This is a genomic window from Pseudoalteromonas ardens (assembly GCF_030125445.1).
Taxonomy (GTDB): Bacteria; Pseudomonadota; Gammaproteobacteria; order Enterobacterales; family Alteromonadaceae; genus Pseudoalteromonas; species Pseudoalteromonas ardens.
This window is the reverse complement of sequence record NZ_JASJUV010000002.1, coordinates 559,613-583,541: the sequence shown is the minus strand read 5'-3', so window position 1 is coordinate 583,541 and position 23,929 is coordinate 559,613. Positions and strand designations below refer to the sequence as shown.

21 protein-coding genes are annotated in these 23,929 nt (G+C 49.7%); 10 read left to right on the top strand and 11 right to left on the bottom strand.

All coding sequences use genetic code 11. The features are described from left to right. Positions 1-4 precede the first annotated feature (4 nt). Positions 5-865: a protease HtpX gene (gene htpX / locus QNM19_RS07560; RefSeq protein WP_049864203.1), complete on the bottom strand. Its 861-nt coding sequence runs from the start codon at positions 863-865 to the stop codon at positions 5-7. A gap of 332 nt (positions 866-1,197) precedes the next feature. On the opposite strand from htpX, the gene QNM19_RS07555 reads away from it, so the two are divergent. Continuing rightward, complete coding sequence (locus QNM19_RS07555) at positions 1,198-3,093, top strand: putative nucleotidyltransferase substrate binding domain-containing protein (protein WP_049864206.1); 1,896 nt, start codon at positions 1,198-1,200, stop codon at positions 3,091-3,093. Continuing rightward, a complete protein-coding gene (locus QNM19_RS07550; protein WP_049864204.1) occupies positions 3,093-3,800 on the top strand; it encodes a 3'-5' exonuclease in 708 nt (235 codons plus the stop codon). Before QNM19_RS07555 ends, QNM19_RS07550 begins: the two co-directional genes overlap by 1 nt. Positions 3,801-3,905: 105 nt before the next feature. Here QNM19_RS07550 and QNM19_RS07545 read toward each other — a convergent pair whose 3' ends face one another. The 9 genes from QNM19_RS07545 to QNM19_RS07505 all read right to left on the bottom strand — a co-directional run bounded on the left by QNM19_RS07545 (position 3,906) and on the right by QNM19_RS07505 (position 14,209). Further along, positions 3,906-5,483, bottom strand: coding sequence for a BCCT family transporter (locus QNM19_RS07545; protein WP_284026548.1), 1,578 nt, complete (start codon positions 5,481-5,483; stop codon positions 3,906-3,908). A 400-nt stretch (positions 5,484-5,883) separates the two neighbouring features. Next, positions 5,884-6,546, bottom strand: a complete 663-nt coding sequence (locus QNM19_RS07540) for a CoA transferase subunit B (protein WP_010381523.1) — start codon at positions 6,544-6,546, stop codon at positions 5,884-5,886. A gap of 10 nt (positions 6,547-6,556) precedes the next feature. Next, positions 6,557-7,255 (bottom strand): CoA transferase subunit A, encoded by a 699-nt coding sequence (locus tag QNM19_RS07535; protein ID WP_010381521.1) that lies wholly within the window; start codon positions 7,253-7,255, stop codon positions 6,557-6,559. A 34-nt stretch (positions 7,256-7,289) separates the two neighbouring features. Continuing rightward, positions 7,290-8,198 (bottom strand): hydroxymethylglutaryl-CoA lyase, encoded by a 909-nt coding sequence (locus tag QNM19_RS07530; RefSeq protein ID WP_284026547.1) that lies wholly within the window; start codon positions 8,196-8,198, stop codon positions 7,290-7,292. A 1-nt stretch (position 8,199) separates the two neighbouring features. After that, the gene (locus QNM19_RS07525; RefSeq protein ID WP_284026546.1) at positions 8,200-10,143 is read right to left on the bottom strand and encodes an acetyl/propionyl/methylcrotonyl-CoA carboxylase subunit alpha; all 1,944 of its coding nucleotides are present in this window, start codon (positions 10,141-10,143) and stop codon (positions 8,200-8,202) included. 10 nt (positions 10,144-10,153) lie between these two features. After that, the gene (locus QNM19_RS07520) at positions 10,154-10,936 is read right to left on the bottom strand and encodes an enoyl-CoA hydratase/isomerase family protein (RefSeq protein WP_284026545.1); all 783 of its coding nucleotides are present in this window, start codon (positions 10,934-10,936) and stop codon (positions 10,154-10,156) included. Between the two features lie 9 nt (positions 10,937-10,945). Beyond that, a complete protein-coding gene (locus tag QNM19_RS07515; protein ID WP_010381513.1) occupies positions 10,946-12,553 on the bottom strand; it encodes a carboxyl transferase domain-containing protein in 1,608 nt (535 codons plus the stop codon). A gap of 9 nt (positions 12,554-12,562) precedes the next feature. Continuing rightward, positions 12,563-13,738 carry an isovaleryl-CoA dehydrogenase gene (locus tag QNM19_RS07510; protein WP_284026544.1) on the bottom strand — a complete coding sequence of 392 codons (1,176 nt, stop codon included), beginning with the start codon at positions 13,736-13,738 and terminating at the stop codon, positions 12,563-12,565. A gap of 78 nt (positions 13,739-13,816) precedes the next feature. Next, on the bottom strand, positions 13,817-14,209 hold the full coding sequence (locus tag QNM19_RS07505; protein ID WP_010381509.1) for a MerR family transcriptional regulator: 393 nt from the start codon (positions 14,207-14,209) through the stop codon (positions 13,817-13,819). A 395-nt stretch (positions 14,210-14,604) separates the two neighbouring features. Here QNM19_RS07505 and QNM19_RS07500 point away from each other — a divergent pair, with 395 nt between their 5' ends. From QNM19_RS07500 to QNM19_RS07465, 8 genes are all read left to right on the top strand, one after another. Then, complete coding sequence (locus tag QNM19_RS07500; RefSeq protein ID WP_010381507.1) at positions 14,605-15,783, top strand: acetyl-CoA C-acyltransferase; 1,179 nt, start codon at positions 14,605-14,607, stop codon at positions 15,781-15,783. Between the two features lie 68 nt (positions 15,784-15,851). Next, the gene (locus QNM19_RS07495) at positions 15,852-17,342 is read left to right on the top strand and encodes a CoA-acylating methylmalonate-semialdehyde dehydrogenase (RefSeq protein WP_049866069.1); all 1,491 of its coding nucleotides are present in this window, start codon (positions 15,852-15,854) and stop codon (positions 17,340-17,342) included. Positions 17,343-17,474: 132 nt separating this feature from the next. Further along, a complete protein-coding gene (locus QNM19_RS07490; RefSeq protein WP_284026543.1) occupies positions 17,475-18,632 on the top strand; it encodes an acyl-CoA dehydrogenase family protein in 1,158 nt (385 codons plus the stop codon). 12 nt (positions 18,633-18,644) lie between these two features. After that, the gene (locus QNM19_RS07485) at positions 18,645-19,421 is read left to right on the top strand and encodes an enoyl-CoA hydratase (protein WP_049866070.1); all 777 of its coding nucleotides are present in this window, start codon (positions 18,645-18,647) and stop codon (positions 19,419-19,421) included. Next, positions 19,421-20,560 (top strand): enoyl-CoA hydratase/isomerase family protein, encoded by a 1,140-nt coding sequence (locus QNM19_RS07480; RefSeq protein ID WP_049866071.1) that lies wholly within the window; start codon positions 19,421-19,423, stop codon positions 20,558-20,560. Before QNM19_RS07485 ends, QNM19_RS07480 begins: the two co-directional genes overlap by 1 nt. A 10-nt stretch (positions 20,561-20,570) precedes the next feature. Beyond that, positions 20,571-21,461, top strand: coding sequence for a 3-hydroxyisobutyrate dehydrogenase (mmsB, locus tag QNM19_RS07475; protein WP_049866072.1), 891 nt, complete (start codon positions 20,571-20,573; stop codon positions 21,459-21,461). 21 nt (positions 21,462-21,482) lie between these two features. Next, positions 21,483-22,244, top strand: a complete 762-nt coding sequence (locus QNM19_RS07470; protein WP_049866073.1) for an SDR family oxidoreductase — start codon at positions 21,483-21,485, stop codon at positions 22,242-22,244. A 293-nt stretch (positions 22,245-22,537) separates the two neighbouring features. Further along, positions 22,538-23,146 (top strand): MarC family protein, encoded by a 609-nt coding sequence (locus tag QNM19_RS07465; RefSeq protein WP_010381499.1) that lies wholly within the window; start codon positions 22,538-22,540, stop codon positions 23,144-23,146. 132 nt (positions 23,147-23,278) lie between these two features. Here QNM19_RS07465 and QNM19_RS07460 read toward each other — a convergent pair whose 3' ends face one another. Further along, positions 23,279-23,794 (bottom strand): DUF2062 domain-containing protein, encoded by a 516-nt coding sequence (locus tag QNM19_RS07460; RefSeq protein WP_049866074.1) that lies wholly within the window; start codon positions 23,792-23,794, stop codon positions 23,279-23,281. Positions 23,795-23,929 lie beyond the last annotated feature (135 nt).

Sequence of the window (23,929 nt, the reverse complement as noted above, 5' to 3'; positions counted from 1 at the left end):
CGATTTAGCGCAGTGCCTGAATACGTTGCTCCAGTGGCGGGTGAGAAGCAAACATCTCCGACAAACTCTTACCTGAGGCGATACCAAAGGCCATCATAGAACCTTCAAGCTGTGACTCATGGTTGTTGCGCAAACGTTCCAGGGCAGCACGCATCTTGTGCGCGCCGACCAGCTCTGCCGCGCCTTTGTCAGCAGCAAACTCTCTCTGACGACTGAAGTAGGCAACGATCACTGATGCCAAAATACCGAACAGGATCTGGAAAATCATATCAAAAATGATGTAAGTCCAGCTTACCCCGTTGTCTTCCTCGTCGCCATTGAGAAAGCCATCCACCAAGTTCGCCAGCACTTTAGCGATGAAAATCACAAAGGTATTCACGACACCCTGGATCAGGGTCAGTGTGACCATGTCACCGTTAGCAACGTGGCATACTTCATGTGCCAGCACCGCTTCAGCTTCATCCTGTGTCATGTTGTGAAGTAACCCAGTACTAACCGCTACCAGACTGTTGTTTTTACTTGGACCCGTTGCGAAGGCATTGATTTCGGGGCTGTCGTAAATAGCAACTTCAGGCATTGCAATACCTGCTTGTTTTGCCTGATTAGCAACCGTTTGTACCAGCCAGTGCTCACTTTCATTGCGCGGTTGCTCAATGACATAGGCACCCGTTGATTTTTTGGCAATCCATTTCGACATAAACAGCGAAATGAAGGCACCACCAAAACCGAATACACCGGCAATCAGTAACATACCGCCATAACTGCGGCTAGACAGACCTAGCACAGACATGACGATAGACAGGACAACCCCCAGCACCAGCATGACTGCCAGGTTGGTGATTAAAAATAGCACGATTCGTTTCATCTTAACCTCAAGCTTATACTCAACTCATTGTGTTCAGCCCACTTAAACCGGGATTAGTTTTTTTAAACGGTGGACTGTTTATACTTGCTTACGTTTACCTACAGCGTCATGCGGGATCCATTTCCTGCGACAAGACGGTTTATCATAGATTTAGTTGCAGTATGTTTCAGCTTCCAAAGCACCTTGTGTATATGATGGCATATCGCCAGCATTACAAGTCACACTCTAAAAAATTCGTGTGACAGAATATGTGTGATGCAGCAGGTACTTTCCTTGCGTTCAATCAGGCAATTACCCACAATAGTGATTATCAGCGTCACAAAAAAGTCATTATGCAAATAGAGCACTTTGAGATCATGCAGTTTTTGTCTGCACATCCGCCATTTAACGAGTTACCCAAAAGCGCTGTGCAGCAACTTGCCAGCGAGGTCGAGGTTGGGTATTACCGCGCAGGCAGCGAAATACTGCATTACGGGGAGTCCATCTCAAACCTGTATGTGGTGCGGGCCGGATCGGTCGAGGTATATCGTCGCAATGGTGAGTTGTACAACCGCATCTCGGAAGGCGGCCTGTTTGGTCAGCGAGGCTTGTTAACAAACCGCAAAGTTCGTTTTCCGGTCATGGCGTTGGAAGACACGCTGGTTTATTGCATCCCTGTGAGCCTATTCGAGGCATTTTGCGACGAGCACGAGGCGTTTGCCGATTTTTTTGAAGCGGACGACAGCGGTGGCCTGATCCAGGCTGTTTCCGATCAGGCCGACAATAATGACCTGACCACGGCCAAAGTAAAAACACTCCTGCTCAGGGAGTTAGTGTCGGTTGAGTTAACACGCTCAATTCGTGATGCGGCGAAGCTGATGACCGAAGAGCAGGTATCGGCGTTGCTGATCTATGACCCCAGTAAGCCTGTCAGCGATGACCCGGAGGATGATGACGGACAAATAGTCGGGATCCTGAGTGACAAAGATTTACGTATTAAGGTGGTGGCCGAGGGTTTAGACACCAATCAGCCGGTCGCCACCATTATGACCCGTGAGCTCACCATAGTTGACTCCAATGCCTATGTGTTTGAAGCCATGATGATGATGCTTAGAGATAACTTGCATCATTTACCAGTGGTCCATAAACGCCGACCCATTGGCGTGATAGCGCTGTCGGATATATTACGTTATGAATCGCAGAGCAGCCTGCTGTTTGTTAAAGGGATTATGGAGCAGCAAAGTGTTGAGGATCTGGCTCATTATGCACAGTTGCTGGCCAGTGTCTTTGTACGTCTGGTCAATGAAGACGCCAACTCACACATGGTTGGTACGGCCATGTCCGTGATTGGTCGTACTATAAAGCAACGATTACTGGAGCTGGCAGAGGACGAGCTGGGCGCGCCGCCTGTACCTTATTGTTTTATTGCGCTGGGATCGATGGCACGCGATGAACAGTTGATCGTCACGGACCAGGACAATGCGCTGATACTCGATGATACCTTTGAATCGGGCAAGCATGACAGTTACTTCTCAGCGCTTGCCAAGTTTGTTTGTGACGGCCTTGCGCAATGTGGCTATAAGCTTTGCGATGGGGGCATTATGGCCACCAACCCGCAGTGGCGGTTACGGGCCTGTGAATGGCAGACACAGTTTGAAGACTGGATAGACAACCCGAAACCCGAAGCCTTGTTACACAGCTCGATTTTTTTTGATCTCGATGGGGTCTATGGACACACTCAATTAGCCAGTCGACTCAGTGAGCTGGTGGCCAAAAAAGCGAAAATCGCTCCTCGTTTCCTTGCTGCGATGGCAAATAATGCGCTGCGCAGAACACCGCCGCTTGGTTTTTTTAAGGACTTTGTACTGGAACAAGATGGTGAACATAAGCATTCGTTAAACATCAAACGACGTGGTACCGCACCCTTATCTGATCTGGTACGCGTCCATGCCCTGGCTATCGGTTCGCGCAAACACAACTCGTTTGAACGACTGGAAGACATTAAAGAGGCCCAGTTATTGCCTCCTGGCAAGGTAGAAGATTTAGAGGCCGCGCTGGAGTATATCGCCACGATCCGCATTCGTCACCAGGCGAGAAAAATAGAGCAGGGTAAACAACCAGACAATAATATTTTGCCCAAGCGGCTATCTGAGTTTGAACAGCGCAATCTCAAAGAAGCCTTTGCTGTACTGGATAAAGCCCAAAGCTATCTTAAGATACGTTATCAGAACAAGGCGATACTCAAGTAATGGCGATACAAGGTGATATTTTATCCTGGCCAAATCGCTTTACGCATTTGGCGCGGCGAAGTAATGATGAGCGGCTGCGCGCGTTCTATAACGCAGGTGTTCAGTTACCCGACACACCTGTGTCTGAAGCGCGTTTTGTCGCGCTCGACTTTGAAACAACCGGGTTAAACCATGAAACCGATGACATAGTCAGCGTCGGCCTGGTGCCTTTTGATGCACGCAGGGCCTATTGTCGTGATGCCAAACATTGGATCTTAAAGCCTGCTACGCCGCTGCATGAAGAGTCTGTGGTGGTGCATCAAATTACGCATTCTCAGGTTCGCGAAGCGCCGGATCTGGACACCATTCTTGAAGAATTATTGGCGAGCCTGGCTGGCAGAGTGATTGTGGTTCATTATCGCCACATAGAACGTCCGTTCTTTAATCAGGCATTAATGCAACGTTTGGGTGAAGGCATCGAGTTTCCCTTGATTGATACTATGGCACTGGAGCATCATATTGAGACCAGCCGCTTAACCTGGTGGCAGCAAATTAAGCGCCAGCCAATCCCATCAATCCGCCTGGCCGATAGTCGAAAACGTTATGGGTTACCTTACTATATTGCACATCACGCACTCAGCGATGCGCTGGCGACTGCTGAGCTATTGCAGGCACAATTGCAGCACCATTATACATTACAGACAGAGATTAAAACTCTGTGGATGTAGCGGTTCAGTGCGCCTGACACTTCGACAACATACCCTATGATTGAGACAAAAATGGCATGTAACTGAACATGCCATTTTGAGCTGTTATGTTGGTGTCATACCGGATCAGGACTGAGCTTGCTCCGTACGAAGGCCCAGGATCAGGCTCAGGCACATCAATAATAACACCAGAGTGAAAGGTAAGCCGGTCGAGATTGCACCAGCCTGCAGGGCTTCTATAGCCTCTGTACCGCCGATCCACAACAGCGCAGCAGCAATGGCTCCTTCGACTGTAGCCCAGAACACGCGTTGCGGAATTGGGGCGTCAATCTTACCGCCAGCCGTAATACTGTCTATCACCAGAGAGCCTGAATCTGAGGAGGTGATAAAGAACACCAGTACCAGTACGATGGCGACAAATGACAACACATCGCCCAGCGGCAGTTGTTCAAACATTTCAAACATTGCCAGTGGTACCTGGGTCAGGCCATTTTCACCCAGTGAGCCAACACCAGACATCACCTGGTCAATAGCGATGCCTCCATAGACTGACATCCATAGCGTCGTCACCAGTGTTGGGATTAGCAATACGGCGATGATGAATTCACGAATAGTTCGGCCTTCAGATACACGGGCAATGAACATACCTACAAACGGAGACCAGGAGATCCACCAGGCCCAGTAAAATACCGTCCAGCCCTGATACCAGGCTTTATCTTCACGTCCGTGCGGATTACTAAGCGGAATGATGTTTTCAGCGTAGGCAATCACTGTGGTGGGGATGTTACCCAGTGCAACAGCAAACCCGGCGAGCATAACAAATAACAACAAGGCAAAAGCAAGCAGCATATTGGTGTTACTAAGCACTTTAACACCTCCTTCAATGCCTCGCACCACAGAAACAATGGCCAGCAAAGTAACTGCGGCAATGACTGCGATTTGCAGTCCGAGGCCTGCCTCGATCCCGAACACATGCTGGATCCCGGCACTGGCCTGCTGTGCACCCAAACCGAGCGAAGTAGCCAGGCCAAACAAAGTTGCCAGTACCGCCAGAATGTCTATCACATGACCCGGCCAGCCCCAGGCTCTGTCACCCAGCAGCGGATAGAAGATAGAGCGAATGGACAGTGGCAGGCCCTTGTTATAAGCGAAGAAGGCCAGCGAGAGCGCCACTACGGCATAGATAGCCCAGGGGTGCAAGCCCCAATGGTACATAGTCGCGCCCATAGCAAGCTCTGCAGCTTCAGGTGTGTTTGCGGCTACATTCAGAGGGGTCTTGTACCAGCCCGTATAATAAGCTACAGGCTCGGCAACACCCCAGAACATTAATCCTATCCCCATACCGGCGGCAAACAGCATAGCCAGCCAGGAGAGGGTTGTGTATTGCGGTTTGGCGGCATCGCCGCCAAGACGAATTTTACCGTAGGGAGACAGTACTAACGCGAGACAAAACAACACAAAGAAGTTGCCAGACCACATGAAGACGGCATCAAACGCGCCGATGATTTTCCACTTCAGCCCATCCAGTGTTGCCTTCGCTGATTCGGCATCGCTCACTAGGATTGCAATTAGAAAAAATAAAATCAGGCCGGCACTGACGCCAAAAACCGGGTTATGAACATCAAACCCCCATTTTTGTACGTTGTCCTGGCCCACCGTGTAGTCAGTATTGTCAATACTGTACTTGTCGTGATTGTCTGCCATTGTTACCTCATGGTTGAGAAGTGAATGGCAAGGCAGGAATACCCAGCTTTGATGCAAACTGCATGCGATGGGCTTATGTTAGTTACAGCGGTAATGGGTGCCTGAGGCTTGCCATTACGATCGTCTTTTTAGTATCAAAAAAGTCGTTTCGATGTAATTAAGATAAACCAACCAAAACGAGGTCCTCTGGCCACCTTGCCCAGAAAGATCTTCGTCTATTAGTGTAAGCGTTAGAATATAAAAGTAAACGAATGCGCGCTTAACTGAATAAATTCACACCAATGCGAGTGAAAAAGATAAAAAAAATCCCTCTTGCGAGGGATTTTGGGTAACTCAGCGCCTTTGGCACTGGGAATGAGGTCGGTACATGTTTGGTGTTTTCGTGTCAGACCGCGTGTATTTAGCTGGCAAACTGCATTTCAGGAATGTCGCCATTCACAATAAGCTTACCTGCTGTTTTGCTGATAATTTCGTCTACACTAACACCCGGTGCGCGCTCTAGCAAATGGAACGCACCGTCTTTCACTTCAAGCACCGCTAAATCTGTGACGATTTTCTTCACACAGTTAACGCCCGTAAGTGGCAGAGTACAAGACTCCAGTAACTTTGAATCGCCGTGCTTGCTGGCATGAGTCATGGTGACAACGATATTCTGTGCACCTGCAACTAAATCCATTGCGCCACCCATGCCTTTGATTAATTTCTTCGGGATCATCCACGAGGCAATATTGCCGTTCTGATCCACTTCAAATGCACCCAGTACCGTCAAGTCTACATGACCACCGCGGATCATGGCAAAGCTTTCAGCGCTATTAAAAATAGCCGCACCTGTGGCTGCTGTCACGGTTTCTTTACCCGCATTGATCATATCCGCGTCAACCTGGTCCTCTGTTGGGTAAGGACCCATGCCCAAAAGACCGTTTTCTGATTGCAGCATTACTTCGATACCCTGAGGTACATAGTTAGCAACCAGGGTAGGGATACCAATGCCCAGGTTCACGTAGTAACCGTCCTGAAGCTCCTGCGCCACGCGCATTGCAATTTGTTCACGAGTTAAAGCCATGGTGATCTCCTTACTTACGAGTTGTGACACGTTCGATGCGTTTTTCAAAGCTACCCTGAATCACGCGATTAACATAGATCCCCGGTGTGTGGATCTCACTCGGCGCAAGCTCGCCTGGCTCTACGATTTCTTCCACCTCGGCAACGGTAATTTTACCTGCTGTTGCTGCCATAGGGTTAAAGTTCATTGCGGTGTGGCGGAATACCAGGTTACCGTAGCGATCTGCTTTCCACGCTTTCACGATAGCAAACTCACCGGTAATGGACTCTTCCAGGATGTAAGGGCGGCCATCAAACTCTTTAACTTCTTTGCCCTCGGCAATTGGTGTACCGTAGCCTGTTGCGGTGTAAAAACCTGGGATACCTGCACCACCGGCACGCATCTTCTCTGCCAGCGTGCCCTGAGGCGTCAACTCAACATCAATAATGCCGTCTAATAGCTGTTGCTCAAACAGGGCATTTTCGCCTACATAAGAGGCGATGATTTTTTTGATCTGACGGTCATGTAGCAAAATGCCCAGACCAAAGTCGTCTACGCCGCAGTTATTAGACACGACAGTCAGTTCTTTGGTTTGCTTGCGTTTAATTTCAGCAATCAAGCCTTCAGGAATACCACATAATCCAAAGCCACCGGCAATAATGGTATCGCCATCTTTGAGGCCCTCCATTGCTGCTTCATAGCTTGAAACTACTTTATCGAAACCGGCCATTAGCCCACTCCTAGTTGTTCGTTGTTCTCGGTTGTTATGACTGACAGCTGTTTTTCAGCGCCAGTGACACCTTGCTTACGGGTGCTTTATCAAGCGCCTCACAAATCTGCCAGCCTGCTTTTGCCAGTCTTTCTAAATCAATTCCACTATCAATGCCAAGTCCTTGCAGCAAGTAAACAACATCCTCGGTGGCAACATTTCCTGACGCGCCCTTAGCATAGGGACAACCACCTAACCCTGCGACGGCGGAATCTATGGTGGCAATGCCCATTTCCAGTGCCGTATGGATGTTGGCTAATGCCTGGCCATAGGTATCATGAAAGTGCACGGCAAGACGCTCAGCCGGGATGTGTGACAGCAATAAGGTAAGCAGTTGCCTTACCTGATTGGCTGTGCCCACACCTATGGTGTCGCCCAGGCTGATCTCATAGCAACCCAATGCCAATAATTGTTTACACACCTCGAGCACCTGCTCTGGTTCGACCTCTCCCTGATACGGGCAGCCAACCACACAGCTCACGTAGCCTCTGACTTTGATGTTGTTTTTTTGTGCAAGTTCAACAACCGGACGAAAGCGCTCGATGCTCTCTTCAATCGAACAGTTGATGTTTTTTTGCGTAAAGGCCTCACTGGCCGCAGTAAATATCGCGAATTCGTCGACCTGATTGGTCAGTGCCAGTTCGGCACCTTTCAGGTTGGGGGTGAGTGCACTGATCTCCACGCCTTCTCGGCGCACAAATCTCTGGATCACGTCACTGGAGTCTGCCATTTGTGGCACCCATTTGGGTGACACAAATGCACCGGCCTCGATGTGTTTCAAACCAGCTTCAGCCAGAGCATTGACCAGCGTAATTTTAGCCTCGGTCGATACACTGGACTCGTTTTGCAGACCATCACGTGCACCGACCTCGACAATTTTAACCTGAGCAGGGTAGTTCGCCATTTCAGGCCTCCTCAACAATAGCGAGCATCGCGCCATGGCTGACCAACTCACCCTCATCGAAGCAGTAACTTGTCAGCGTGCCATCAAATGGCGCATTCAGGGTGTATTCCATTTTCATTGCCTCGATGACAACCACAGGGTCGCCTTTGCTCACCTGAGCGCCAACACTTTGCAGGTGTTTCACGACCGTGCCGTTAAGTGGCGCAGCCAGAGGTGCTTCCTGATGCTCATGTTCGCTGACGTAGTGTTTAGACTTAAGCGCCACATCAAACTGATAGGGGCCGAACATAACCGTGATCTGCTCTTCGGTGATCACCACATCCGCCAGCAAACGTTTACCATCCAGATTCGCTACCAGGCTGTGCCCATCCAGACGCACATCCATAGTATGGTCGAGGTCCTGGTAAAAGACCTGCCACTGATTTCCATTGGCTTCAGCGATGATCAGGTGGTCAGCAAATGGCAATACCTGACGACGCGGCTGATTGAGCTTAAAGCCCGATAGTTGCCAGGGCGAGGTCACTTTTTCTGCCTGCTGGTGCGCCAGGTAAGCTGCACTGGCCAGGCATACCAATAAATCATTGGGTGCCTGTGACGCCGTCAGCGTATCGGTTTGCGTGTCAATAAAGTGAGTATCCGGTGCAGTAGTACTGATTGCCGGATGGCCTGCCAGGTGATGTAAGAAGGCAATATTGCTCTTCAAACCGGCCAGATGTACTTCAGCTAGTGCGCTGCGCAATTTTAACAACGCAGTGCGACGATCCCGCCCGTGGACGATTAATTTGGCGATCATCGGGTCATAAAACGGGCTGATCTCATCTCCCTGTTGTACGCCAGTGTCAATGCGCACACCATCTTTCGCTTCAGGGAAACCCAGGTGTGACAAGACACCCGAGCAGGGCATAAAGTTCTCCTCAGGGTCTTCAGCATAGATACGCGCTTCGAAGCTGTGGCCACTGAGACGAATTTCATCCTGAGTGAGTGGCAGTACTTCGTTGTTGGCGACACGGATTTGCCACTCAACCAAATCCTGACCCGTCACCATTTCAGTCACCGGATGTTCTACTTGCAGGCGCGTGTTCATTTCCATAAAGAAGAACTCGTCACCACATAACAAAAATTCGACAGTACCTGCGCCACGGTAGTTGATTGCCTGAGCACAGCGTACCGCGGCTTCACCCATTTCACGGCGCAGCTCTGCGCTGAGATCCGGCGCTGGGGCTTCTTCGATGACTTTTTGGTGACGACGTTGCAAAGAGCAGTCGCGGTCGCCCAGATACACGCAGTTACCATGGCTGTCTGCGAAAACCTGGACTTCAACATGGCGCGGCTTATCGACAAAGCGCTCTAACAGCACCAGATCGTTACCAAAGCTGGCTGCGGCTTCACGTTTTGCGCCCTCCAGAGAACTGATAAACTCGCCTGCCTCGCGTACCACGCGCATGCCTTTACCGCCCCCACCGTAAGCGGCTTTAATCAGCACCGGGTAGCCCACTTTCTCGGCTTCCTGAGCCAGAAAATCAGTATCTTGTTGCTTGCCATAATAACCAGGCACCAGAGGCACGTTGGCCTCGGCCATAATTTCTTTGGCACGGGTTTTTGACCCCATGGCTTCAATTGACGTGGCTAAGGGGCCAATAAAGGCAATATTGGCCTGTTCACAGGCGTTGGCAAAGGCTTCGTTTTCAGACAAGAACCCGTAACCCGGATGGATACAGTCCGCACCGGTGCGCTTGGCAACGTCCAGAATGCGTTCGGCCACCAGGTAAGAGTCCTTACTTGGCGCCGGACCTATGTGATAGGCTTCGTCGGCCTGTTGGACGTGCATCGCATTGGCATCGGCATCAGAGTAAACCGCCACAGTGCTCAGACCCAGACGTTTGGCGCTGCGCATGACACGGCAGGCGATTTCGCCTCGGTTGGCTATCAGAATTTTCTTTAACATAGTGTACTCCTTACTTGCTGGCCGCGTTTTGCCAGCCGGGGGCACGTTTCTCGAAAAAGGCACTCAGGCCTTCCTGTCCTTCTTCGCTCACGCGGATTTCTGCGATCCGCTTTGCGGTATGGGCTATCAGCGTGTCGTCGATGCTGTGGCCTGCGACTTCATCGATCAATGCCTTGGCGCTTTTCACTGCCACAGGACCATTGTTCAAAAGGGTTTCAATGAAGTGAGATTCTGCACCGGCTAAATCTTCGGCAACTTCATGGATGAAACCCATGCTTAGCGCTTTGTCGGCAGTAAAGATCTCTGCACTGAGGAAATAACGGCGCGCCTGACGCTCACCAATGGCTCGGATCACATAAGGGCTAATAACAGCCGGGATAAGGCCAAGTTTCACTTCGCTCAGGCAGAATTTAGCATCTGGCGTTGCAACGGCGATGTCACAACATGCGATTAAACCCAGCGCACCACCGAATGCGGCGCCCTGAACCAGGCAAACCGTGGGGTGTGGACTGTTTGCCAGCACCTTCATCAGTTTGGCCAGCTCCATGGAGTCTGCAACATTCTCGTCGTAGTTATTGCCAGCCATAGACTTCATCCAGGCTAGATCGGCACCAGCAGAGAAGTGTTTTCCGTTGGTTTTCAGTATGAGTGCACGAATATCGAGCTCGTTGGCGTATTCAATGCTTTTGATTAATTCAGCAATGACCTCGGCATTGAAGGCATTGTGTTTTTCCGGGCGGCTGAGTTCCAGCACGGCCACCTTACTTTTGGTGATATTTAAGGTTACTGTCATGGGGCCTCCTTACATCCGGAAAATGCCGAATTTTGAATCCTGCTCAGGTGCGTTGGCGGCCGCTTCAAGTGCCAGACCAAGTACAGTGCGTGTATCAGCAGGATCTATGATGCCGTCATCCCACAAGCGCGCGCTGGCGTAGTAGGGGTGACCTTGTTTTTCGTATTGCTCAACGATGGGTTTTTTGAACTCGGCGACTTCTTCGTCGCTCATTGACTGGCCTTTGCGTGCCAACCCATCCTGACGGACCTGAGTCAGTACGCCCGCGGCCTGCTCACCACCCATGACCGAGATGCGCGCGTTTGGCCACATCCACATCATCGTGGGTTCATAAGCGCGACCACACATGCCGTAGTTACCCGCACCATACGAGCCACCGATCAGAACGGTAAACTTTGGTACGTCTGCACAAGAGACAGCGGTCACCATCTTAGCACCGTGTTTGGCGATACCTTCGGCTTCATACTTCTGACCGACCATAAAGCCGGTGATGTTTTGCAAGAATAACAGCGGAATATTGCGCTGCGCACAAAGTTGTATAAAGTGCGCGCCTTTTTGTGCAGACTCAGAGAACAAAATGCCGTTGTTGGCGACGATACCAACCGGGTGACCATAAATTTCGGCAAAGCCGGTGACCAAGGTTTCACCAAAGTACCGTTTAAATTCATCAAATTGTGAGTCATCAACAATACGGGCAATCACTTCACGTACGTCAAACGGTTTCTTTAAATCGGTGCCAACGATGCCGTAGATCTCACCAATGTCGTATCTTGGTGCTTTAAAATCTTTTAACACGGGGCGGACAGGGCGTTGGTGATTAAGACGAGATACACATTGACGCGCAATAGATAAGGCATGCTCGTCATTTTCCGCGTAATGGTCAGCAACGCCAGATACTTTACAGTGCACATCGGCACCACCCAGGTCTTCTGCACTCACTTCCTCACCGGTTGCTGCCTTCACCAACGGGGGACCCGCGAGGAAAATCGTCCCTTGCTCTTTGACTATGATACTCTCATCGGCCATGGCGGGCACGTACGCACCACCGGCGGTACACAAGCCCATGACGACGGCGATCTGCGGAATGCCCTTCGCTGACATACGCGCCTGGTTATAAAAAATACGGCCAAAATGCAGCTTGTCCGGGAACACTTCATCCTGCTCTGGCAGGTTCGCCCCGCCCGAATCTACTAAATAGATACAGGGCAGGTGACAACGTTCCGCAATTTCTTGTGCGCGAAGGTGCTTTTTTACTGTGAGTGGGAAATAAGTGCCGCCTTTGACTGTCGCATCGTTTGCGACAATCATGCACTCAATGCCTTTCACCCGGCCTATGCCTGCAACCACGCCAGCACAAGGGATATCTTGTTCATATACACCGTAGGCTGCGAACTGAGAGATTTCTAGAAAGGGAGAACCTTCATCGAGCAAGTGCTCGATTCTGTCACGAACAAAGAGTTTACCGCGACTCTGATGACGGGCGATCAGGGCTTCGCCGCCGCCCATTGATAACGTTGCAACCTTATCATTGAGATCGGCAACCAGAGACGCCATGGCGTCCTGGTTTGCCTTAAACTGCGGGTCATGACTATTAACATTCGAGTTTAGTACTGTCATGCTGCCTCCTTAGCGGCTTTCGGTGAACAGCTCACGACCGATCAGCATACGGCGGATCTCAGAGGTACCGGCACCAATTTCATATAGTTTGGCATCACGCAGTAAACGTCCGGTCGGATATTCGTTGATGTAGCCGTTGCCGCCAAGTAACTGGATTGCATCAAGTGCCATTTTGGTTGCCAGCTCTGCGGCATACAGGATAACGCCAGCTGCATCTTTACGGGTTGTTTCGCCGCGGTCGCAGGCTTTGGCAACGGTGTATACGTATGAGCGAGCCGCATTCATTTGTGTGTACATGTCAGCGATTTTGCCCTGTATAAGCTGGAACTCACCGATAGACTGGTTGAATTGCTTGCGCTCATGAATATAAGGCACAACCACATCCATACACGCCTGCATGATCCCCAAAGGGCCACCTGCCAGTACGACACGCTCATAGTCCAGACCGCTCATCAGGACCTTAACGCCTTCATTATAGTTGCCGAGTATGTTCTCTTCTGGCACTTCACAGTCTTCGAATACCAGTTCACAGGTGTTAGAACCACGCATGCCCAGTTTGTCGAGTTTTTGTGCGGTAGAGAAACCCGGGAAGTCTCGTTCAACGATAAACGCGGTGATACCACGCGGGCCCGCTTCTAAGTCTGTTTTTGCGTAGATGACAAATACATCGGCGTCCGGACCATTGGTGATCCACATTTTATTACCGTTCAGGATGAACTTATCGCCTTTTTTCTCGGCTTTGAGTTTCATGGATACCACATCTGAGCCGGAGTTAGGCTCACTCATCGCCAGTGCACCTATGTGCTCACCTGAGATAAGTTTAGGCAGGTACTTTTCTTTTTGTGCCTGATTACCATTGCGATTAATTTGGTTGACGCACAAGTTTGAATGGGCGCCATAGCTTAATCCGATTGAGGCGCTGGCGCGGCTGATCTCTTCCATCGCGATAACGTGTTCCAGATAGCCCATGTTTGCACCACCAAATTCTTCCGGTACTGTGATGCCTAACAGGCCCATGTCACCAAACTTTGGCCACATTTCATTGGGGAACGCATTTTCTTCGTCGGTTTTTTCTGCCAGTGGGGCAATTTCACTGCTGGCGAAGCTGTTAACGTGGTCACGGATCATGTCCGCCGTTTCGCCCAGGCCAAAGTTAAGTTCTTTATAAAGTGATACTGTGCTCATCTGTAGTTATCCTGTGTGAGAGTTATTCTTGATTAAGCACTCGCCGCGGCTTGCATTAAGTGCTACATTGCTCAATCACTATTCGTCTAAATTCTTTAAAGTATCCAGGCAGCGGCGTTCCGCTGTCACCAGCTCCATCAGGACAACTTTAATGTCGTCCATCTGCTGACTCAGATCGGCCTTTTTTTCTTCGATCAGTTGCAGCATAGTATGAAGCTGTTTGGCGCTTGATTTGTCAGCGTCGTAGAGCTCAAACAAGCGGCCGGTTTCTGCCAGAGTAAAGCCTAAACGCTTGCCTCGCAGGATCAGTTTGAGGCGGACTTTGTCACGCTTTGAATAGATGCGGGTCTGGCCGTGACGATCAGGTGAAAGTAATCCCTGATCTTCATAAAACCGAATACTTCGGGTGGTAATATCAAACTCCTTGGCGAGTTCGCTGATTGAATATGTTGGTTCTTGGTTGTCTTGCATCGTTTACGCACTTACATCAAAACTGATTTATCCAATATAAGTGAAGTTTACGTAAAGGTAAAGTATGGTGTTTGTTTCATCCGATAGTCGCATATCGAAGCTGCTCATACTGGTCTACTTTAGGTATTCGTTTAGCTTGCAGAAGACCCGCTGAGGCACTCCAGATGGTACGTCACAATGCAGTATAGTCGCTTGGTTCAGGACTGACTGGCGAGGAGGACGACACATCGATCCCACACCAGTGGCAACCTCGATGTGCAACTTAACTTTACACTTTCAGAGATCGCAATTTGCTTGATTTTAGATTTACGTTGGCGTAAACGTAAATATTAGGTATGCTCGACGTAAGAGATTACTAAAAGCAAGCAACTTGCTTGTAAACAGGAGTTTTTTTAATGAGTAACGAAGCTGTTGTCATTGTCGCCGCAAAACGTACCCCTATGGGTGGATTTATGGGTAGCCTTTCAGGTGCCAGCGCTACTGATTTAGGTGCAACCGCAATTAAAGCGGTTATGGCTGAGACTGGTTTGTCAGATGCCAGCATTGATGAAGTCATTATGGGCTGTGTGCTGCCGGCTGGATTAGGTCAGGCACCTGCACGTCAGGCTATGTTACATGCGGGTCTGGCTCGCTCAACAGGCGCAACCACAATTAATAAAGTATGTGGTTCAGGCCTTAAAGCAGCCATGTTCGCGCACGATTTAATTAAAGCAGGCAGCATCAACAACGCCATCGCAGGTGGTATGGAGAGCATGACCAATGCCCCTTACTTTATTCCTAAAGCGCGCGGTGGTATGCGTATGGGTCATGGTGAAATCAAAGATCACATGATGGCGGATGGCCTTGAAGATGCCTACGACAATAAAGCAATGGGTTGCTTCGCACAAGATACGGCTGATGAGTACGGCATTACGCGTGACAATATGGATGAATTTGCGTTGAGCTCTTTGAGCAAAGCCAATGCAGCCATCGAAAATGGCAGCTTCGACAATGAAGTTGCTGCCCATGTGATTTCGACTCGCAAAGGTGATGTTGAAGTGGCCATTGATGAGCAGCCAGGTAACGCACGTCCGGACAAGATCCCGTCACTGCGCCCGGCATTCAAAAAAGACGGCACTATCACCGCAGCAAACTCTTCTTCTATTTCAGACGGTGCGGCAGCACTCGTACTGATGAGTGAATCAGAAGCTAAACGTCACGGTTTAACACCGCTGTGTAAAATTGCAGGTCACACGACTCACTCTCAGGCACCTGCCGAGTTCACAGTCGCACCAGTAGGTGCAATGAATAAACTGCTTGAACAAACTGGCTGGTCTAAAGATGACGTGGACCTGTGGGAAATCAACGAAGCATTTGCCATGGTGACTATGCTGGCAATCAGCGAGTTAGGCCTTGATCAAAGTAAAGTGAACGTGAACGGTGGTGCCTGTGCATTGGGTCACCCAATCGGAGCCAGCGGTGCACGTATCCTGGTAACACTCATTCATGCGTTACGCAATCGTGGGTTATCAAAAGGGATTGCCTCACTGTGTATCGGTGGTGGTGAAGCGGTGGCGTTAGCCGTCGAAGTTTAAGTTAAGTATAGCGCCGCAACGACAATAATTAAGCGGCGCTTTTTCGTTTTATTTGGGGAGGAGTGCACATGCACCAGGTACCATTATACATCAACGGTGAATTTACCCAGTCTCAGTCTGACAAGTGGTTAGATGTCGTCAATCCGGCGAATCAGGAAGTTTTGGCGCAGGTGCCATGTGCGACGCACGATGAAGTACAGGCTGCTATCACGTCAGCACAAGAGGCATTCAAGACCTGGCGTAATGTGCCAGTAACGGAGCGTGCGCGCATTATGATGCGTTATGCTGCATTGCTAAAAGAGCACCAGGAAGAAATTGCGACCATTATCTGCCATGAACTTGGTAAGACCTTTGAAGATGCCAAGGGCGATGTATGGCGTGGTATTGAAGTCGTTGAGCAGGCAGCAAATGCACCGGCGCTGATGATGGGCGAAACGGTTGAGAACGTTGCCCGTAACATCGATACGTATTCTTATATTCAACCGCTGGGTGTGTGTGCGGGTATTACACCGTTCAACTTCCCGGCGATGATCCCATTGTGGATGTTCCCAATGGCGATTGTGTGTGGTAACACATTCGTATTAAAACCCTCTGAGCAAGACCCTCTGACGCCAATGCGTCTGGTAGAGCTGTTCGAAGAAGCAGGCGCACCAAAAGGGGTTCTGCAAGTTGTACACGGTGCAAAAGAGCAGGTTGACCAAATCCTGACAGCGCCTGAAGTACGCGCAATTTCTTTTGTTGGCTCATGCGGTGTAGGGTCATATATCTACAGTAAAGGCACTGAGAACCTGAAACGTGTTCAGGCCTGTGTAGGCGCGAAAAACCATATGGTGATCATGCCAGATGCCAGTCGCGAGCAAACCATTAACAACCTGGTGGGTGCATCTGTCGGTGCAGCGGGTCAGCGTTGTATGGGTATCTCCGTTGCGGTCTTTGTTGGCAAGTCCAAAGAGTGGATCGACGACTTAAAAGCCGGCCTTGAAAAAGTACGTCCGGGTGTGTGGAACGACCCAGAAGCGGCTTATGGCCCGCAAACCTCGGCTCAGGCCAAGGCACGTATTTTGTCACTGATCGAAAGTGGTAAACAACAAGGCGCAACGTGTTTGCTGGATGGTTCAGACTTTACGGTTGAAGGCTACGAAAATGGCAACTGGGTTGGTCCAACATTGTTCACAGACGTGACACCAGAGATGGATATCTACAAGCAAGAGATTTTTGGTCCGGTACTAAACTGCGTCTGTGTAGATACGCTGGAAGAAGCCATTACGCTGGTGAACAACAGCCCATATGGTAACGGCACTTCCTTGTTCACTGCCAGTGGTGCAGCGGCACGTAAGTTCCAGCATGAAATCGAAGTCGGTCAGGTAGGCATTAATATTCCAATTCCTGTGCCATTACCATTCTTCTCATTCACCGGTTGGAAAAACTCTTTCTATGGTGATCAGCACACGTATGGTAAGCAGGGTGTACGTTTCTACACCGAAACCAAGACCATCACATCGCGCTGGTTTGCTGATGAGGCCGTAACAGGCCCTAACATGAGCATTAACCTGCGATAACACCAATCAGTTACCCTTTCAGGCCCGGCTTTTGCCCGGGCCTTTCGTAGTAATACCTGAGACTCAGGTACATAAGAATAACGCCGGGCAGAATCGTCACTTCGCCCGACATGACAACAAGTGAGGTCTTTTATGGACTTTAATCTCAACGAAGATCAACAGGCATTCGCCGAAACCGCACATCAGTTCGCCATGAGTGAACTGGCGCCCCATGCAGCTGAATGGGATCAGAAACACATTTTCCCTAAAGACGTCATTAAAAAAGCCGGTGAGCTGGGTTTTTGCGGCTTATACACACCGGAAGACGCGGGTGGTCTGGGTCTGTCGCGTCTAGATTCAAGCATTATTTTTGAGCAATTGTCGATGGGCTGTACGGCAACCACGGCGATGCTGACTATACACAACATGGCGACCTGGATGATCGCCAGCTTCGCAACCGATGCGATAAAAGAGCAATACATGGACCAGTTGGTGATGGGGGAGCTACTGGCTTCTTACTGCCTGACTGAACCTGGCTCGGGCTCTGATGCGGCGTCTTTGAAAACGAAAGCTGTACTGGAAGGCGATGAGTATGTTCTTAACGGCTCAAAGATGTTCATCTCCGGTGCGGGTGAGACCGATGTACTGGTCGTAATGGCCCGAACGGGTGAAGACGGTCCGAAAGGCATTTCAGCCTTTGTTGTTCCGGCAGATGCTGAGGGTGTCATCTATGGTAAAGCTGAAGAAAAAATGGGCTGGAACGCTCAGCCGACCCGTCTGGTCACATTTGAAGATGTGCGTATTCCTGCTGCTAACCTGATGGGCAAAGAAGGGGAAGGGTTTAAATTTGCCATGCAAGGCTTGGACGGTGGACGTATCAATATTGCCACCTGTTCAATTGGCACTGCGCAACAGGCGTTAAATACAGCAAAAGAATATATGCAGGAGCGTCAGCAGTTTGGTAAGCCACTGGCGGCTTTCCAGGCACTTCAATTTAAGATTGCTGACATGAACACAGAACTGGTTGCTGCGCGTCAGATGGTACGCCTGGCGGCCTTTAAACTAGACAGCAACGACAGTGAAAAAACCACTTATTGTGCCATGGCTAAACGCTTTGCGACCGATGTTGGCACTAAGGTTTGTGATGACGCATTACAAATTCATGGTGGTTATGGCTACATCAAAGAATACCCACTTGAGCGCCACCTGCGTGATGTACGCGTTCATCAAATCCTGGAAGGCACCAATGAGATCATGCGGGTGATCATTGCACGCCGAATTTTAGCCGAAGGCGCAGCAAGCGTATTGTAAAGGAGCATCATTATGTCAGCACAATTGAAACTCGAAAAACAAGGTCACATCGCGATAGTTACTATGTCTAACCCACCGGCTAACACCTGGACTCGCGACACTTTGGTAGGCCTCAAAGAGCTGGTGAACGAGCTTAATGCCGATAAAAACATCTACTCATTGGTGATCACCGGGGAAGGTGAAAAGTTCTTTTCAGCCGGTGCCGATCTGAATGTGTTCGCCGATGGGGACAAAGGGGTTGCGGCCGACATGTCTCGCGTATTTGGCGAAGCATTTGAAACACTGAGTGACTTCCGTGGTGTGTCTATCGCCGCCATTAACGGTTTTGCCATGGGTGGTGGCCTGGAAGTCGCGCTGGCCTGTGACATTCGTATTGCAGAAGCGCAGGCTCAAATGGCTCTGCCAGAAGCCAAAGTGGGCTTACTGCCTTGTGCCGGTGGTACGCAAAACCTGTCCTGGCTGGTAGGCGAAGGCTGGGCTAAGCGCATGATTCTGTGTGGCGAGCGCCTCAAAGCGGATAAAGCGCGGGAGATTGGACTGGTTGAAGAAGTGGTGGAGCAGGGCAAAGCGCTTGAAGCTGCACTTGAGCTGGCTAACAAAGTTGAAGATCAAAGCCCAGTGGCGGTTACCGCCTGTAAAGCACTGATCCAAAAAGGTCGTACAGGCACCATCAACAGTGCATTGCCGCTTGAGCGCGAACTGTTTGTGACTTTGTTCGACACACAAGATCAGAAAGAGGGCGTAAATGCTTTCTTGGAAAAACGTAAAGCAAACTGGGTGAATGGCTAATGGTTGAATTACAGTTACTGAACCAGGCAGATGCCCCTGTGGTATTTGAGTTGGCGCACTGTAATAACGGCATGAAGGTGGCAGTTGTCACCCTTAATGCGCCAAAAGCACTCAACGCACTTAACCTGGAAATGATCCGCCTACTCGAACCCCAGCTCAAAGTGTGGGCTGAAGACGAGCAGGTAGCTATGGTATTGCTCAAAGGCGCGGGAGAGAAAGCGTTCTGTGCCGGTGGTGATGTGGTTAGCCTCTACAATGCAATGGCAGCAGAAGATGGTAATAATCATCTGGAAGTCTTCTTTGCTGAGGAATATCGTCTCGATTATCACATCCATAATTATGATAAACCGATCCTGCTGTGGGGTAATGGCATTATCATGGGCGGTGGCCTGGGCCTGATGGCCGGAGCCAGTCATCGTGTGGTGACTGAATCATCACGTATCGCCATGCCGGAGATCACCATTGGTTTATATCCGGATGTGGGTGGCAGCTATTTCCTCAATAAAATGCCGGCCGGTGTGGGCTTATTCCTGGGCCTGACAGGCGCCTCTATCAATGCCACTGATGCAAAATTTGTTGGTCTGGCCGATCATTATATGGATGGTGAGCGGTTGGATATGCTGCTGCACAACCTCAGTGAAGTCAACTGGGGTAAGACCAACGTACTCAATCATGAGAAATTGACTCAGCTACTTATTTCTCTTGATGAAGCGTCGCACATTCCGCCGCGCAGCGAAATCAAGCCGCTGGCTGAGTCTTTTGCTAAATTGGCTGAGCTAGACACGCTGGAGGCCCAGGTTGAGCACATTCTGTCCCTCGACAGCGCAGAGAATAAATGGCTGAGCAAGGCGCAAAAAGCGCTAAAACATGGCTCTCCACTCAGTGCCGTGTTAATCCAGGCACAACTAAATCGTGCTGAAGGGTTGTCACTCAAAGATTGTTTTCAACGCGAGCTGGCAATGTCGGTGCGTTGCGGTGAAGTGGGCGAGTTCCGTGAAGGTGTGCGTGCGCTGTTGATTGACAAAGACGGACAACCACAATGGCAGTTCAAGACCATTGCTGACGTAGACAGCAAAGTGATAGATAGCTTTTTTGCACCACGCTGGGAAGAGAGCACGCATCCCCTGGCTGATCTGTAAGGAATAAACTATGGCAAAGATTGGATTTATTGGTTTAGGAAATATGGGTGGCCCAATGGCCGCCAATTTGGTGAAAGCCGGGCACCAGGTCACTGTGTTTGATCTCAGTGCTGAAGCGGTGGCACATCTTGTATCGCTGGGCGCTGTGGCGGCAGACAAAGTCTCTGATGTATGCTCTGGGGCCGATTTTGTCGTGAGTATGTTACCTGCCAGCAAGCATGTGCGGATGATTTATACTGGCGAAGATGGCTTAATCAACTATCTTGAAAAGTCGACGCTGGTAATCGACTGCTCAACCATAGATGCAGAATCAGCGCAGTTTGTTGGCAGCGCTCTGACCGACGCCGGCATTGCGTTTGTTGATGCACCTGTTTCAGGTGGTGTCGCTGGTGCTGCTGCGGGTACATTGACCTTTATCGTTGGCGGTAATGACGATGACTTCAATAAAGCGCAAACCGTACTTAACGACATGGGGAAGAATATTTTCCATGCCGGTGCAGTGGGAGCCGGTCAGGTCGCTAAGATCTGTAATAATATGCTGCTATCAATACTCATGGCAGGCACCAGTGAGGCACTGCAAATGGGCGTTGACCACGGCCTTGATCCAAAAGTATTGAGTGAGATTATGCTCAACAGCTCGGGTCGCAACTGGACACTGGAGTTATATAACCCATGTCCGGACGTATTAGAGAATGTGCCTTCGTCAAATGGGTATAAACCTGGGTTTATGGTTGATTTGATGGCCAAAGACCTGGGACTGGCGATGCAGGCGGCACAGCAAACAAACTCGGCTACGCCGATGGGGGCACTGGCAAAAAATCTCTACAACCTGATGCAGAATCAGGGCAGTGGCAGTGAAGATTTTAGTGCTATTTTTAAACTCTATTCACAAAAGCAGTAACAGAAGCAGGGTTGAAATATCATGGATATAAAGAATAAAGCGGTGGTGATCACCGGTGGTGCGCAAGGCCTTGGCTTTGCGATGGCAACGGAACTTGCCAAAATGGGTGCCAAACTGGCACTGATTGACATGCAGGAAGAGCAGCTGCAAGAAGCAGCCACAGAACTTAGAGCACTGGATGTTGAAGTAAAAACGTATGTGGCTAATGTCAGCCTGGAAAGTGACGTTGAGCAAGTGTTTAACGACATAGTCGCAGATCTGGGTAAGATTTCCGTGCTGGTTAACAATGCAGGCATTTTGCGTGATGGCCTGCTATTAAAAGCCAAAGACGGCGAAGTGACTGATAAGATGTCACTGCAACAGTTCCAGTCTGTGCTTGATGTTAACTTAACCGGGGTTTTCCTGTGTGGTCGTGAAGCGGCAACTAAGATGGTAGAAGGCCAGGAAGGGGGCGTTATCATCAATATGTCGAGTGTGGCACGAGCAGGTAACATGGGACAGACCAACTACTCAGCCGCTAAAGCGGGTGTTGTTGCGATGACAACGTCCTGGGCCAAAGAACTAGGTCGTTATGGTATTCGTGTCGGTGCAATCGCACCCGGTGTGATCCGCACGCAGATGACGGACGCAATGAAACCAGAAGCCAAAGAGCGACTGCTGAAGATGAAACCCGTTGGTCGTCTGGGTGAAGCGGGCGAGATAGCCCATACAGCAAAATACATCATCGAGAATGACTTTTTCACTGGTCGTGTAGTAGAAATTGACGGCGGGATCAGACTCTGATAAATTAATACTTAAGTATCGGTTTGTTTTTGTTTTTACCCTAAAACCAATACAAAAGAATTCGCATACTTATGTTCCTTTATCTTCGAAAGAAGAAAGTGTGTTGAATCAAGCGGCAGGCCACGCATACCTGCCGCTTTTTAGTTTATGGTAGTACTGCCAATCCGCACTTCATTTTCTCAATAACTTCTCGTTGATTTTTGATAAATATCGGCAATTTCTGCACTCCTTAGCTAACCTGGAGCTAAAATATCAAATGATTGGCTATTCAGCCCACTGATAAAGGACATAGTGTGATTGACTTTGTTGCGACGTTTATTTTCTTTTTTGCGGTTATCGACCCCATTGGGACTGTGCCCGTTTTCATTGCTGTTACTCGTGGCTACGATGCTGCGGCAAAACGCAAGATAGCCATGATTGCCAGCTTAGTCGCGGCTGTTTTATTGGTCTTTTTTGCGATTGCCGGTGAGCTTTTGCTTACAGCGATGGGGATACCGTTGCCAGCATTTCAGATAGCCGGTGGTATTGTGTTGTTTTTGTTCGCATTGTCGATGATTTTCGGTGAAAGTAAACCAGACGAAGAAGTGAAATTAGTCCGCGACCACCATGAAACCGCAATTTTTCCGCTTGCTGTGCCATCCATAGCTAGTCCTGGTGCCATACTGGCGTGTGTACTGCTAACAGAAAATGCCCGATTTAATTTGTTCGAGCAGGTACAAACTGTGGCCATGATGTTAGCGGTTATTTTGCTGACTTTACTGTTGATGTTAGTCGCCAGCAGTATTCACAAAGTAATTGGTAATGCCGGTGCAAGTGTAATAAGCCGTGTGATGGGGCTGATACTGGCATCTGTGGCTGTGACCAATGCCCTGGCAGGCTTTGTGAGTTACTTCGATAAGTGATACCAATTGGCATGAATACATAACCAATCTAAGCGATGTTCTCGTGACAGGATTGACGACTCAATTATGCGCAGTTGTATGATATGTCGCTGGAAAAGCAGCCTGTGGGCTGCTAAACCATAAAGAGGGTGGTTAGCTGGATTGTTGGTTACGTTCAGCCCAGGCTTTATTCACGGAGCGACGCCACAAAAAGTCGATAACAAAGAAGCCCAATATGGCGGCCATACAGGCGCAGATCAGCGAGCCGACCATAAATGCGGGCCCGATGGTTGAGAGGCTCTCGACCAGCCAGTTCCAGCTGGCTTCAAAGTGAAACGGTTGCTCTTCCTGGCCCAGTGCGAATGCGCCAACCTGATAAGATGCATAGAAAATAGGGGGCATAGTCAGTGGATTAGTGATCCACACCAGCGCGATTGAAAGTGGTAAATTGACTCTGAAAGGGATAGCCAGGGCGGCTGCAAGGACCATTTGAAAAGGAACAGGGATGAAAGCAAAGAACAGGCCGACGGAAAAGGCCCCCCGCGCCGAGCGGCGATTTAAATGCCAAAGGTTTGCGTCATGTAACAAACTGCCGAATATTTTCAGCGACTTTTGCTGTTTGATCTTGTTGTGATCGGGTAGAAACCTTTGGATCGTCTTCTTTGGCATGTTAAGCAACCATTTACATCAATATTGATCTGCTGCGGCCTGATCAGCGGGTGCCTGATCTCAGTATTTTATCTGAGTCAGTGGCAGTGGTTTGTCTGCTCAGGCGTGCTCCTTTTTCTCTGCGGGTATTTTAAG